Consider the following 13,217-nt stretch of genomic DNA (forward strand, 5'->3'; position numbering starts at 1 on the left):
ATATGGACGATAAGCTTAAAATTAAAATATCAATTGCAGACAGAGTCTACCCGTTAACGGTAGAATTGCCTCAGGAAGAAGGGCTGAGAAGCGCTTCGAAGAAAATTGATGTGATGATAAAGCAATTTGAAGAAAATTATGCTGTTCGTGACAAGCAAGATGTATTGGCCATGTGCGCGCTACAATTTGCCTCGCAAGTGGAACAAAAACAAATTGATAATGCAATTGATGGTGAAGCAACTATTGAAAGGTTAAAAAAAATCAATGCGGTTTTAGATCAATATCTCGACAATTAAACGTTCTTTACAAAAACTAAGATACTGCCTACATTAGTTCATATTTGGTAAACTCAACACTAACAATTTAGAATGAGCAAATCATCACTACTAAAGCATGCCACGCTTCGGCGAGGAAACTTGAACAGTGAGTTAGCTCAAAACTTGTCTTTCCGAGTTTATTCAATTACCCTAATGTAGGCTTTTTTTATATATAAATTTTAACAAACATGGACAACATATTAACGATCATCATTACCGGTTTTATAGGTATTGCAGGGGGGTTTGGAATCGCCAAACTTATAGAAAAAAGCAACATTTCTAACTTAATCAAAAACGCAAAAAAAGAAGCATCATCCATTTTAAAAGATGCTAATCTTGAAGCCGAAAACATAAAAAAAGATAAAATTCTTCAGGCAAAAGAGAAATTTATCGAATTGAAATCAGAACATGAGCAAGTAATTCTTTCTCGTGACAAAAAAGTAGCGGAAATAGAAAAAAGGGTTCGCGACAAAGAGTCTCAAATTTCTAATGAATTGTCTAAAGTAAAAAAAGTGAATGATGATTTTGAATCAAAAACTTTAGAATACAATACTAAAATAGAAATATTAGATAAAAGACAAACTGAAGTAGACAAATTACATAAAAGCCAATTGCAACAATTGGAAGTAATCTCCGGCTTATCTGCTGAAGAAGCCAAAAATCAACTTGTAGAGGGATTAAAAGCGGAAGCCAAAAGCAAAGCGATGTCTCATATTCAGGATACGATTGAAGAGGCTAAATTGACGGCACAACAAGAGGCTAAGAAAATCATCATCAACACGATTCAAAGAGTTGGAACAGAGGAAGCAGTTGAAAACTGTGTATCTGTTTTCAATATTGAATCCGACGATGTAAAAGGTAGAATTATTGGTCGTGAAGGTAGAAATATCCGCGCTCTTGAAGCAGCAACAGGAGTTGAAATCATCGTAGACGATACACCGGAAGCTATTATTCTTTCTTGTTTTGACCCTGTTCGTAGAGAAATAGCACGTTTGGCCTTACACAAACTGGTAACTGACGGAAGAATTCATCCGGCACGTATTGAAGAGGTTGTTGCTAAAACAGCCAAACAAATTGACGATGAAATCATAGAAGTTGGTAAACGTACCGTAATCGATTTAGGAATTCACGGATTACATCCTGAATTGATTAAAGTTGTGGGACGTATGAAATACCGTTCTTCTTATGGACAAAATTTACTGCAACACTCTCGCGAAGTTTCTAAACTTTGCGGAATCATGGCAGCTGAACTTGGTTTAAATGTCAAACTGGCTAAAAGAGCTGGTTTACTGCATGATATTGGTAAAGTTCCAGATGCTGAAAGTGATTTACCGCACGCTTTGTTAGGAATGCAATGGGCGGAAAAATACGGTGAAAAAGAAGAAGTTTGTAATGCCATTGGAGCACACCACGATGAGATTGAAATGAAATCATTATTGTCTCCTATTATTCAGGTCTGTGATGCAATATCAGGCGCAAGACCGGGTGCAAGAAGACAAGTATTGGATTCTTATATTCAACGTTTAAAAGACCTAGAAGAAGTAGCCTATGGATTTAGCGGTGTGAAAAACGCTTATGCGATCCAAGCTGGTAGAGAGCTTCGTGTTATTGTAGAAAGCGAAAAAGTTTCTGATGAAAATGCAGCAAATTTATCTTTTGAAATATCACAAAAAATTCAAACAGAAATGACGTATCCTGGTCAGGTTAAAGTAACTGTAATCAGAGAGACCAGAGCAGTAAATATTGCAAAATAACCCTACTACACTCTTCCACTAACAGGAGGCAGGAATTAGATAAAATTTAAAAAAGGCGTATTGATTAAAAATCAATACGCCTTTTTTATTTCCGTTACTCCATACTATTATTAAAAATCCGATTTTTTTCTGGGATGAAAAGTATTGATTACCTGCGTTAAAAATTTCCGATCAAGGTGCACATAAATCTCCGTTGTGGTTATCGATTCATGACCCAGCATTAATTGAATGGAACGCAAATCAGCACCATTTTCCAGAAGATGAGTAGCAAATGAATGCCGCAAAGTATGCGGACTAATGCTTTTATGTAAATCTATTTTGCCAGCCAAATCTTTAATAATGGTAAAAATCATGGCCCTTGTCAATTGATTCCCTCTTCTGTTTAAAAACAAGGTATCTTCACATCCCTTTTTGACAGTCAAATGGATTCGCATGGTATTTTTATAAATTTGAATGTATTTTTGAGTTAGATTCCCAACAGGAACAAAACGTTGTTTATTCCCCTTTCCGGTTATTTTAATAAAACCTTCCTCAAAAAACAAATCGGAAATCTTCAAAGCTGTCAATTCTGAAACCCGTAGTCCACAGCCATAAAGCGTTTCTAGCATCGCGCGATTGCGCTCCCCTTCATTAGTAGTCAAATCAATGGCGGAAATAAGCATATCGATCTCATCTACAGATAAAGTATCGGGAAGTTTCCTGCCCGTTTTAGGGGATTCAATCAACTCCAAAGGATTATTATCCCGAAAATCTTCAAATATCAAATAGCTAAAAAAACTTTTAAGCCCCGAAATAATTCTGGCTTGTGAACGCGGATTAACTTGTTTTGAAACATCATAAACAAACTGCTGAATGGTTTCCTCACCAATATGTATGGGAGAAATGGCTATCCCATTTATTTCAAGAAAAAGACACAACCGTTCTATATCGAACGAATAATTTTCAATAGTATTCTTAGACAATCCACGCTCTATTTTCAGATACGATTGATAGCTCCTGATGTATGAATTCCAATCCATGTTTACAAAGTAAAGGATTTTTTTGACATAAAAAAACCTCTTAAAAATAAGAGGCTTTACAACAATAAGAGCCAAATACTCCTACGATTTATTTTCTCCATTTACCTCCACCCACATAAAATCCAAGGTGAATTCCTAAATAAGTATTGGAAACAGTTCCTACTTTATCTCCATATATATCATTCAAATCAGATTTTGGCACAAGATTGTATTCCATCCCCATTCTGAATTTACCCCATTCAAAACCTCCTCGCAATAAGGCTCCCATTTTACCCGTTCCACTTACAGAAATCTTATCGGAAGTATTTACGTCATCGTATGCTACATTTGCAATCGAATAAAGTCCTGCTCCACCACCAATATAAGGGACAAAAGATTTTCCGGCTTTATTAAAATAATAATCATACGTTCCTACATACGAAACATTAACCGAAATTTTTGCACTGGTGCTACTGCCATTATCCTGAACATCACGAACCATAGCAGCGGAGCCAATCCGTAAACCGATGTTCATATTCTCTTTTATATTATATTTAGGTTCAATTGAAAACAATAAACCTCCCCCGCCATTTGAAGGCACTGTATATCCTAAATCCAATCCAACTCTAAATCCACCTTCTTTTTGCGCATAAAGAGCATTAAAGGCCAATGCGATAAATAATACTAAAATTACTTTTTTCATCTTTTATTTTAAATGTTAATTACAACTAAAAATACAATTAAATTATCAGACAAAATTCTTACTAATTAAAGTTGCAAGCACATTTATCAACAGCGTCATTTCATCACATAAGAATAGGTCAATTTATAAAAAAACCTCCCGAATGGGGAGGCATAGTATATTGTATTTATAAAAATTTTAAAATTTGTAACCTACAGAAATCTGGAATACAGAATTTTTAGATTCTGATTCACCAGGAAATAACTGATCCTGCCATCGGGTCACTCCCAAATTATAGCGTGCCCCTAACATAAAATTTTCAGTAACATCATAGCTAGCGCCAAAATTTATACCGAAATCAATTGATTTAACATCGCTTTTTATATCTACTCCGTCCTCTTCTGCGGATACCAGAAAACCAATCTGAGGACCCAGCTCTAAACTAAATGCATCTGCAACATAGTATTTCAACATAACCGGAACAGTAATATAATCCAATTTCAGGTCTCCATTGTCAAAGTCAGTACCCTGAGTAGAATATAGAACTTCAGGTTGCAAAGCGAAATCATCGCCTAGCATAAATTCTCCAAAAAAACCTATGTGAAACCCTACTAATGTCTTCGATCCATCTGCATTCGTTACAGTGGCTAAATTTAAACCACCTTTAGCTCCAAACGACATGGCTTCTTTTTCCTGAGCATTCACAAAGCCAAATGTGAAAACTATTACTACACTTAAAATAATTTTTTTCATGATTTATTATTTAAAATTAATAGGCTTAAAGTTAAAAAAATCAAACACGGCATTCCTTTTTAGCGTACAAAACTCGTTGATTGCCAAATTAATCCGTTTAAGTACAACAAAAAATAAGATTTAACTAATTGACTTATAGCTATTTAAATATTTTTTAAAGAATTTACACAAAAAACACGCTTAAATAAAAGCCAGAAAATAGCGTCCTCTTGCATTGGAATTCAAGTGAATATTATAATTAAAAAACATAAAAGTGTAATATTTCTTTGCATTAAGAGTTTTATCTTGTGCCTTCAAATAAAGGATACTAATTAAAAACAATATTATGAAAAAGACAATTTTAGTTGCCGTTCTATTCCTAGCTGTTTCAAGCACTATGCAAGCTCAATTAGTTAAGTTTGGAATTAAAGCCGGATTAAATTATGCCAATCAAACTGGCACTAATATTACCGTAAATAGCACTAATTACAAAACGGACGCTATTACGAGTTATCACGCCGGTTTAGTTGCCGAAATTAAACTTCTGGATAGCTTCTCTATACAACCCGAGTTACTTTACTCTACGCAGGGAGCAACGTACAAAAATGCGGCTGAAGAATTTAAAAACGAATTGGGTTATTTATCCATTCCAGTTTTAGCAAAAATTAATCTGAATAAAGTGGTTAGTCTTGAATTAGGCCCTCAAGCTTCCTTTTTATTGAGCGAAAGAAACAATTTTGATGTCAAAGATGCCAACACTTTCGATTTTGCAGTTGTGGGAGGTTTAGGTCTAAATATTACAAGCCATTTGTTTTTACAGGCTCGTTATGGTTTAGGATTAACGGATGCTTCAAAGGATGCAGAAGTAAAAAATTCTGTTGTTCAGGTTTCAGCAGGTATTAAATTCTAAGAAAATCAAAATAAATTTAGCAGAACCGTTCCATAAATTGGAACGGTTTTTTTATTTTTACCAAAATTACAATTATGAAAATAAGTATCATCAATGGTCCAAATCTTAATCTTCTTGGGAAACGCGAACCTGAAGTCTACGGCAGTCAAACTTTCGAGGAATATTTTACCACTTTACAAATACAATTTCCAACAATAGATTTTACTTATTATCAAAGCAATATTGAAGGAGAATTAATTGACAAGATTCAGGAATTTGGCTTTTCATATGATGGTATTATTTTAAATGCCGGTGCCTACACACACACTTCCATTGGGATTGGTGATGCTATAAAAGCCATTACAACACCCGTTGTTGAAGTACATATATCGAATACTTTTTCTCGTGAAAGTTTCCGCCATCAATCCTATATTTCAGGTAATGCCAAAGGGGTTATCCTGGGTTTTGGCTTGAAAAGCTATGAATTAGCGGTACAGTCTTTTTTGTAATCTGAAAAGATTCGAGGAAAAAGAATACATTCAAAACAAAAGGCACAAGAAAATTTTGTGCCTTTCGTTTATGAAATATCTAATTCATTATTAGGTTCTATATGAATTAAGACATGCCCCAATTCAGGAATTGCTTCTTTTAAAGTATCTTTTAGTTTATGGGCTAATTCATGGCCTTCTTTTACGGTGATATTTGCATCCACAATAGCATGAAGATCTACATGATATTGCATTCCTGCTTTTCTAATAAAACATTTTTCAGTATCGATAATTCCATCGACTTCACGCGATACGCTTCTAATTACAGCAACCAGATCGTGATTTAAATGCTCGTCCATAATCTCTCCCAATGCAGGTCTGAAAATAAGGTAACTGTTATACAATATAAAACCGGAAGCAAAAAGTGCCGCCCAATCATCAGCAGATTCATATCCTTTTCCTAAAATTAATGCAACGGAAATCCCTATAAATGCGGCAACCGACGTGATTGCATCACTCCTATGGTGCCAGGCATCAGCTCGTAATGAGGAGCTATTCGTTTCTTTACTACGCTTCATAACCAAACGAAAAGAATACTCTTTCCAAATAATTATCGCTCCAAGGACAAAAAGGGTCCACGATTCCGGCAATTCATGTGGGGTACCAATGTTACTGATACTTTCATAGGCAATAATTGTAGCCGAAGTAATTAAAAAGCCAACAACCAAAAAAGTCACCAACGGTTCTGCACGACCGTGTCCATACGGGTGATTTTCATCCGCTGGTCTATTCGAATACTTGATTCCAAACAAAACCAAAAGCGAGGAAAAAATATCAGTGGTAGATTCAATGGCATCTGCTATTAAAGCGTATGAATTTCCAAAAAAACCTGCCAACCCTTTTAGAATAGCTAAACAGATATTGCCTACGATGCTAAAATAAGTTGCTTTGATTGCAGTTTGCGCGTTTGACATTGTATTTTATACTAATTTAATAAAATTAAAAAATCGTTTAAACAATCCCACAGAATTTGAATTTGTACATTCATTCCACCAGGATTTTTTAAACGATTTCTCTTATAAAAACAGCTATTATGCTCGAATGATAGAAGCACCAATGGCTCTTAATCGTTCATCAATTCTTTCATAACCCCTATCGATTTGTTCTATATTCTGAATGGTGCTTGTTCCTTTAGCTGAAAGAGCTGCAATCAGCAATGAAATCCCGGCACGAATGTCCGGTGAGGACATCGTCGTTGCTTTCAGTTGTGATTTAAAATCATGTCCCATAACTACCGCTCTGTGCGGGTCACATAACATAATTTTTGCACCCATATCAATTAACTTATCTACGAAAAACAATCTACTTTCAAACATTTTCTGATGAATCAACACATCCCCTCTTGCTTGAGTAGCCACTACTAAAACAATACTCAATAAATCTGGCGTAAATCCTGGCCAGGGTGCATCAGCAATAGTAAGAATAGAACCGTCAATATCCGTTTTCACTTCATATCCGTCTTCGTGAGCAGGAATATAAATATCATCTCCTCTTCGTTCTAAAGTGATTCCCAGTTTTCTAAACGTATTCGGAATAACACCAAGATTTTCCCAACTCACATCTTTAATTGTAATTTCGCTTCTGGTCATGGCTGCCAATCCAATCCATGAACCAATTTCAATCATATCAGGAAGGATTCTATGCTCACAACCGCCCAGGCTTTTAACACCTTCAATAGTTAACAAATTAGATCCAACACCCGTAATATTTGCACCCATAGCATTCAGCATTTTGCAAAGTTGTTGCAAATAAGGCTCACAGGCTGCGTTATAAATTGTTGTTTTTCCTTTTGCCAAAACAGCAGCCATAACAATATTAGCTGTTCCGGTAACTGATGCTTCATCGAGCAACATATCCGTTCCGATCAATCCCTTTGGAGCTTCAACACCATAAAAATGATCTTCTCTGTTGTAACGAAATTTAGCACCTAAATTAATAAATCCTTCAAAATGCGTGTCCAATCTTCTGCGCCCAATTTTATCTCCTCCAGGTTTTGGAATATATCCCCTGCCAAAACGGGCCAGTAAAGGTCCTACAATCATAATAGAACCACGAAGTGAACCCCCTTCTTGTTTGAATGCTTCAGTTTCTAAATACGCTACATTAACATCATCTGCCTGAAAAGTATAAGAGTCAGAACCATTTTTTTGGATTTTAACCCCTAAATTCCCTAACAGGGTTATCAATTTATTGATATCAATAATATCAGGAATATTATTAATTGTAACTTTTTCAGGAGTTAAAAGAACTGCACATAAAATCTGCAATGCTTCATTTTTAGCTCCTTGTGGCGTGATTTCTCCTTTTAGACGAATGCCACCTTCTATTTTGAAAATTCCCATATTCTTTTTTTAAGGTTCTGAGGTTCTAGGATACAAAGATGCTTAAGTTTTGCCTATTTATTAAAATAGCAACTCAGAATCTAAACAACGTAACGCCTCTTTATTTTGGATTATTGTTTTTTAGGAAAGGTTTTGGTTTACCCGTCTTTAAATTCTTATTGCTCAGTATTTTTGGTTGCCCAACTGGAGTGATTTTATTGGACACCCGTTTATTAGTTCGCAATAAATCAGTCGTATTTAGAAGCTCTTCCGTACTTTGAAGCAAATTCAGCTTACCATCAGATAACTCATACAGGTGTTCGAAAATAACATCATCCTTCACGGTATCTTTATTCCAACTCAAATAGGACTTTTTCATATGATTGGCAATTACTTTTACCAATGCATTCTTCATTTCACCATCCTCCCATTTATTAGCGACATCAATCATATACTTTATGTTGTTGCCGTAATACCTGTATTTCGGAAAATTTTGAGGGTATTTTAAAACATCGGGTTTGAGTTGCAATACTTCACGAGATGGAATTGGATAGGGTGAATCAGCCACCAATTTAAAATCGGACATGATAAAAATCTGATCCCATAATTTATGTTGAAAATCGGGAACATCACGTAAATGAGGATTCAAACTCCCCATTACCTGAATAATATATTTTGCCGCTTTGTTGCGCTCCACATCATCTTCAATTTGAGTTGCCTGATCAATCAATTTTTGCAAATGACGACCGTATTCCGGAATAATCAAATGCGATCGCTCCGCATTATATTCCAAATGGTGGACGGTATCGTTCGCGTTTTCTTTTATATATTTTGAATTCATATTCGAATGTATATTTTTTTGATCTTATATGCCCTATTTCGAAGATTTAAATCATTCGAAATGCATCAAAATTTTTTTATATATTACAGGGAAATAATACCTTTAATCGTAGAAACTTCTAGGTATTTATCTACTATTTCTTGTGAATCTTTCACCATTACGTCAACAGAGATACTTGTGAATTTACCCGTTTTGGATTTTGTTGTTTTTATAACCGCTCCCATACAATCAAAAGCCAACTCAACACGCTCCACATTATCATTCTCTGTTGGTACAATAAACTTAAATAAGTACTCTGCTGGCCACGTATTACTCATATCCAGCTCTACTTTTAATCTTTCGTAAAATTCCGCAGTCTCTTTTTCTTTATCGTTATCCATTTTAAATTTAAAAATAAGAGCAAATATACGGTTTCAAATGTAAATTTTGAATTTTGAAATATGATTTTTTGTCAAATTACCTTTTTAGCTTAAATCATTTTTTCAAATCCCAATAAGTTTGAGTAATTTCGCGCCTTATTTGTAAAAAGTGCAGAAAGAAATCATAGTTATCATTGGCGGTCCCGGAACTGGGAAAAGTACAATCATAGACGGATTGGTAGCTAATGGCTATTGTTGTTACCCCGAAATCTCCAGACAAGTAACCTTAGAGGCTCAAAAAGAAGGCATTGAACAATTGTTTCTGACAAACCCTTTACTGTTTAGTGAATTACTTTTGGAAGGCCGAAAAAAACAATTTCAAAGCGCACTTGAAGAACCCCATGAAATTGTATTTATTGATCGTGGTATTCCAGATGTTGTTGCCTACATGCATTATATTGGTGACAGTTATCCTACTTTTTTTGATTTGGCCTGCCAAGAATACAAATATACAAAAATTTTCATTCTTCCGCCTTGGGAGGAAATCTATACCAGTGATACAGAACGCTATGAAAACTTTGAACAGGCAAAAGAAATCAATAGTCATCTGGTATCGACTTATAAAAAATACGGTTACGAACTTATAGAAGTACCTAAAGATAGTGTTGATAACAGAATTCTTTTTATCTTAGATAAAATTTCTAACTAATTTAAGGATTACAAATTGGGATTTACGATTTTTTCATCCAGTATAAATTAAAATCTAATCCCGAAGCTTTGGGGACCGAAATCTATGCCAGAAGCAGTACAAATTCTTCGAAAGTATTGGAAACATGATAAATTCAGATCGCTTCAAAACGAAATTATAAATTCCGTTTTAGAGGGTAAAGATACTTTTGCACTGATGCCTACCGGTGGCGGAAAATCAATATGTTTTCAGGTTCCCGCAATGATGCAGGAAGGAATCTGTCTGGTCATCTCTCCTTTAGTGGCACTGATGAAAGACCAGGTCGCTAATTTGCAAAAGCGAGGCATTAAGGCGATTGCATTGACCGGTGGAATAAAATCAGATGAAATGATTGACCTGCTGGACAATTGCCAATTTGGAAATTACAAATTTCTGTATGTATCTCCTGAGCGACTACAGTCGGATTGGATTCTCGAAAGAATAAAAAGCCTTCCCATAAATTTAATTACCATTGACGAAGCGCATTGCGTTTCACAATGGGGACATGATTTCAGGCCGGCTTATCTGAAGATTTCAGGATTAAAAAAACATTTTCCAAAAATCCCTTTCTTGGCTTTGACTGCAACGGCAACTCCAAAAGTGAAGGAAAGCATCCTGACTGATTTAGGACTGCAGCATCCCAAAATTTTCGAGAAATCCTTTGCCAGGGAAAATATTGCCTATATGGTTTTTGAAGTGGATGACAAACTTCTCACCATCGAACAAATCCTAAAGAAGAACCCGCAGCCCTCCATAATATATGTAAGAAACAGAAAATCCTGTTTGGATATTTCCTCAAAATTGCAGTCCCTGAATCTCAAAGCAACATATTATCACGGTGGGCTTACGTCCAAAGAAAAAGATAAAAACATGCAGGCCTGGATGAATGAAGAAGCACAGGTTATTGTGGCCACGAATGCGTTTGGAATGGGAATTGATAAAGCCAATGTAAAAACAGTAATTCATATTCAACTTCCGGATAATTTAGAAAATTATTATCAGGAAGCAGGAAGAGCGGGAAGAAATGGCGAAAAGGCCTATGCAGTCCTATTGACTAGTCCATCAGATATTCTTCAAACTGAAAATCAGTTTATAAATGTTCTTCCTGATAAAAAGTTTTTGAATCTAATGTATGTCAAACTCTGTAACTATTTCCAGATCGCCTATGGCGAAGGAATCGACGAGCAATTTACGTTCAATTTGCATCATTTTTGCCTAAAGTATAAATTTCCAACATTGAAGACCTACAATGCCATGCAGTTTCTCGACAGGCAAGGCATTATTACTCTATCGCAACAGTTTTCTGAGAAAATTACGCTGCAATTTCTTATTCCTTCTAAAGAAGTAATACGTTATGTGAGTATGAACCCTAATGACGAAGCAATTATTTTGGCAATATTGCGAACGTATCCGGGAATTTATGAAATGCAAACCGCTTTCAACCTGGAATTGATTGCCAAAAAGTCAAATCACGGCACCAATGAAATCCAGGCAGTTTTAAAGAAATTAAAGGAAAAAGAAATTATTGACTACCATTCGAAAAACAATGATGCCACCTTGATTTTTAATGAAATTCGAGAAGATGAAAGAACTATAAACAGGGTTGCCAAATACTTAGAACATCAAAACGAATTAAAAAAAGAACAACTCCAGTCTGTCATCAATTATACAAATGAGAAAAAAGTTTGCAAAAGCAAATTGATTTTGGACTATTTTGGCGAAAAGGCAACCGTTGATTGTGGCATCTGTTCCTATTGCATTACTAAAAAAAACAAGAAAAAAGATGTGAGTTCGCTTTCAAAAGAGATCATTTCTTTACTTGAATCAGAAGACATGAATTCAAGAGATATACAAAACAGCACTAAAAACAGCCCTGACGATGTTATCTTTGTGCTGCAACGTTTATTAGAAAACAATATCATACTTGTAAAACCAAACAATAAATACACTTTAAAATCATAATGGAAAAATTACGAATTGTTTTTATGGGAACCCCAGAATTTGCAGTTGGGATTTTGGACGCAATAATCAAAAACAACTATGAGGTTGTTGGTGTTATTACAGCTGCAGACAAACCTGCGGGTCGCGGACAAAAAATAAAATATTCGGCAGTAAAAGAATATGCTTTAGCAAATAACCTTACTTTGTTACAACCTGCAAATCTTAAAGACGAGGCTTTTTTATCAGAATTAAAATCGTTGAATGCCAATTTGCAAATCGTTGTTGCATTCAGAATGCTACCAAAAGTAGTTTGGGAAATGCCTTCGTTAGGCACCTTTAATCTTCACGCTTCCCTCCTGCCCAATTATCGCGGTGCAGCACCAATAAATTGGGCCATCATAAACGGAGAAACGAAAACGGGCGTAACTACTTTTTTTATCGATGATAAAATTGATACAGGAGCCATGATTTTAAGTGCTGAAACACCCATTGGAGAAAATGAAAATGCAGGGCAATTACACGATCGATTAATGGATTTGGGAAGTAAGACCGTTATTGCCACTTTGGAAAGGATTGAAAAAGGAAATGTAACGACCATTATCCAAAAAGAGGATGCCAATATTAAAACAGCCTACAAACTAAACAAAGAGAACTGCAAAATAGATTGGACAAAATCAGCTTCAGAAATAAACAATCTGATTCGAGGTTTGAGTCCTTATCCGGCAGCCTGGTGTTTCTTTGGAGACAAAAATGAGGAGTGGAATGTGAAAATATACGAAGCAAAAATCACTTCAGAACATCACAATTATGTCGTTGGCAGTTTGATTTGTAACAAAAAAGAGATGAAAATTGCCGTAAAAGAAGGGTTCGTACAAGTGCAAAGCTTGCAATTTCCGGGAAAAAAGAGAATAAGTGCAGCAGAATTGTTAAATGGGATGTCTTTTTCTGAAAATGCAAAAGTCTATTAACATCAGTAAAAACGGGTGTTTCGAAGATTTTAACAAGAAATAAGCTTTGTTTTATGAACAAAAAAAATAAGTTATCAACAAAACAAACTAAAATAACACAAAACGCTTGCAAGGAACGGATTTCCTACTAAATTTGTGTA

General features: G+C 35.3%; 14 protein-coding genes. 7 read left to right on the forward strand and 7 right to left on the reverse strand.

Annotated elements, in window-relative coordinates:
- Positions 1-2 precede the first annotated feature (2 nt).
- Positions 3-296, forward strand: coding sequence for a cell division protein ZapA (locus ACNQGH_RS14910; RefSeq protein ID WP_417956818.1), 294 nt, complete (start codon positions 3-5; stop codon positions 294-296).
- A 209-nt stretch (positions 297-505) separates the two neighbouring features.
- Positions 506-2,071 carry a ribonuclease Y gene (gene rny / locus ACNQGH_RS14915; protein WP_417956819.1) on the forward strand — a complete coding sequence of 522 codons (1,566 nt, stop codon included), beginning with the start codon at positions 506-508 and terminating at the stop codon, positions 2,069-2,071.
- A gap of 110 nt (positions 2,072-2,181) precedes the next feature.
- Here rny and xerD read toward each other — a convergent pair whose 3' ends face one another.
- The 3 genes from xerD to ACNQGH_RS14930 all read right to left on the reverse strand — a co-directional run bounded on the left by xerD (position 2,182) and on the right by ACNQGH_RS14930 (position 4,504).
- Complete coding sequence (gene xerD, locus ACNQGH_RS14920; RefSeq protein WP_417956820.1) at positions 2,182-3,090, reverse strand: site-specific tyrosine recombinase XerD; 909 nt, start codon at positions 3,088-3,090, stop codon at positions 2,182-2,184.
- Between the two features lie 88 nt (positions 3,091-3,178).
- A complete protein-coding gene (locus tag ACNQGH_RS14925) occupies positions 3,179-3,772 on the reverse strand; it encodes a hypothetical protein (RefSeq protein WP_417956821.1) in 594 nt (197 codons plus the stop codon).
- Between the two features lie 177 nt (positions 3,773-3,949).
- Entirely contained in the window at positions 3,950-4,504 is a 555-nt protein-coding gene (locus ACNQGH_RS14930) for a porin family protein (protein ID WP_417956822.1), read from the reverse strand.
- 325 nt (positions 4,505-4,829) lie between these two features.
- Between ACNQGH_RS14930 and ACNQGH_RS14935 the strand changes: the two genes are divergently transcribed.
- Both ACNQGH_RS14935 and aroQ read left to right on the forward strand, forming a co-directional pair.
- Positions 4,830-5,393, forward strand: coding sequence for a porin family protein (locus tag ACNQGH_RS14935; RefSeq protein WP_417956823.1), 564 nt, complete (start codon positions 4,830-4,832; stop codon positions 5,391-5,393).
- Positions 5,394-5,467: 74 nt separating this feature from the next.
- Complete coding sequence (aroQ, locus tag ACNQGH_RS14940; protein WP_417956824.1) at positions 5,468-5,881, forward strand: type II 3-dehydroquinate dehydratase; 414 nt, start codon at positions 5,468-5,470, stop codon at positions 5,879-5,881.
- Positions 5,882-5,949: 68 nt separating this feature from the next.
- Here aroQ and ACNQGH_RS14945 read toward each other — a convergent pair whose 3' ends face one another.
- The 4 genes from ACNQGH_RS14945 to ACNQGH_RS14960 all read right to left on the reverse strand — a co-directional run bounded on the left by ACNQGH_RS14945 (position 5,950) and on the right by ACNQGH_RS14960 (position 9,462).
- Positions 5,950-6,834 (reverse strand): cation diffusion facilitator family transporter, encoded by an 885-nt coding sequence (locus ACNQGH_RS14945; protein WP_417956825.1) that lies wholly within the window; start codon positions 6,832-6,834, stop codon positions 5,950-5,952.
- Positions 6,835-6,951: 117 nt separating this feature from the next.
- Complete coding sequence (murA, locus tag ACNQGH_RS14950) at positions 6,952-8,262, reverse strand: UDP-N-acetylglucosamine 1-carboxyvinyltransferase (RefSeq protein ID WP_417956826.1); 1,311 nt, start codon at positions 8,260-8,262, stop codon at positions 6,952-6,954.
- Between the two features lie 100 nt (positions 8,263-8,362).
- Positions 8,363-9,082: a DUF4290 domain-containing protein gene (locus ACNQGH_RS14955; RefSeq protein ID WP_417956827.1), complete on the reverse strand. Its 720-nt coding sequence runs from the start codon at positions 9,080-9,082 to the stop codon at positions 8,363-8,365.
- Between the two features lie 83 nt (positions 9,083-9,165).
- Positions 9,166-9,462 (reverse strand): DUF493 family protein, encoded by a 297-nt coding sequence (locus tag ACNQGH_RS14960; protein WP_417956828.1) that lies wholly within the window; start codon positions 9,460-9,462, stop codon positions 9,166-9,168.
- A gap of 148 nt (positions 9,463-9,610) precedes the next feature.
- Between ACNQGH_RS14960 and ACNQGH_RS14965 the strand changes: the two genes are divergently transcribed.
- The 3 genes from ACNQGH_RS14965 to fmt all read left to right on the forward strand — a co-directional run bounded on the left by ACNQGH_RS14965 (position 9,611) and on the right by fmt (position 13,077).
- A complete protein-coding gene (locus tag ACNQGH_RS14965) occupies positions 9,611-10,150 on the forward strand; it encodes an AAA family ATPase (protein WP_417956829.1) in 540 nt (179 codons plus the stop codon).
- Positions 10,151-10,234: 84 nt separating this feature from the next.
- A complete protein-coding gene (locus tag ACNQGH_RS14970) occupies positions 10,235-12,130 on the forward strand; it encodes a RecQ family ATP-dependent DNA helicase (RefSeq protein WP_417956830.1) in 1,896 nt (631 codons plus the stop codon).
- The gene (fmt, locus tag ACNQGH_RS14975) at positions 12,130-13,077 is read left to right on the forward strand and encodes a methionyl-tRNA formyltransferase (protein ID WP_417956831.1); all 948 of its coding nucleotides are present in this window, start codon (positions 12,130-12,132) and stop codon (positions 13,075-13,077) included. The genes ACNQGH_RS14970 and fmt overlap by 1 nt, the downstream gene beginning before the upstream one ends.
- Positions 13,078-13,217: the final 140 nt, after the last annotated feature.

Origin of the sequence: Flavobacterium kochi (genome assembly GCF_048286715.1) — a bacterium.
Classification (GTDB): Bacteria; Bacteroidota; Bacteroidia; order Flavobacteriales; family Flavobacteriaceae; genus Flavobacterium.

Bases quoted from the DNA above. Each gene is read 5' to 3' on its own strand.
- ACNQGH_RS14910 (WP_417956818.1), top strand. From the start codon at position 3: ATGGACGATAAGCTTAAAATTAAAATATCAATTGCAGACAGAGTCTAC.
- rny (WP_417956819.1), top strand. From the start codon at position 506: ATGGACAACATATTAACGATCATCATTACCGGTTTTATAGGTATTGCA.
- xerD (WP_417956820.1), bottom strand. From the start codon at position 3,090: ATGGATTGGAATTCATACATCAGGAGCTATCAATCGTATCTGAAAATA.
- ACNQGH_RS14925 (WP_417956821.1), bottom strand. From the start codon at position 3,772: ATGAAAAAAGTAATTTTAGTATTATTTATCGCATTGGCCTTTAATGCT.
- ACNQGH_RS14930 (WP_417956822.1), bottom strand. From the start codon at position 4,504: ATGAAAAAAATTATTTTAAGTGTAGTAATAGTTTTCACATTTGGCTTT.
- ACNQGH_RS14935 (WP_417956823.1), top strand. From the start codon at position 4,830: ATGAAAAAGACAATTTTAGTTGCCGTTCTATTCCTAGCTGTTTCAAGC.
- aroQ (WP_417956824.1), top strand. From the start codon at position 5,468: ATGAAAATAAGTATCATCAATGGTCCAAATCTTAATCTTCTTGGGAAA.
- ACNQGH_RS14945 (WP_417956825.1), bottom strand. From the start codon at position 6,834: ATGTCAAACGCGCAAACTGCAATCAAAGCAACTTATTTTAGCATCGTA.
- murA (WP_417956826.1), bottom strand. From the start codon at position 8,262: ATGGGAATTTTCAAAATAGAAGGTGGCATTCGTCTAAAAGGAGAAATC.
- ACNQGH_RS14955 (WP_417956827.1), bottom strand. From the start codon at position 9,082: ATGAATTCAAAATATATAAAAGAAAACGCGAACGATACCGTCCACCAT.
- ACNQGH_RS14960 (WP_417956828.1), bottom strand. From the start codon at position 9,462: ATGGATAACGATAAAGAAAAAGAGACTGCGGAATTTTACGAAAGATTA.
- ACNQGH_RS14970 (WP_417956830.1), top strand. From the start codon at position 10,235: ATGCCAGAAGCAGTACAAATTCTTCGAAAGTATTGGAAACATGATAAA.
- fmt (WP_417956831.1), top strand. From the start codon at position 12,130: ATGGAAAAATTACGAATTGTTTTTATGGGAACCCCAGAATTTGCAGTT.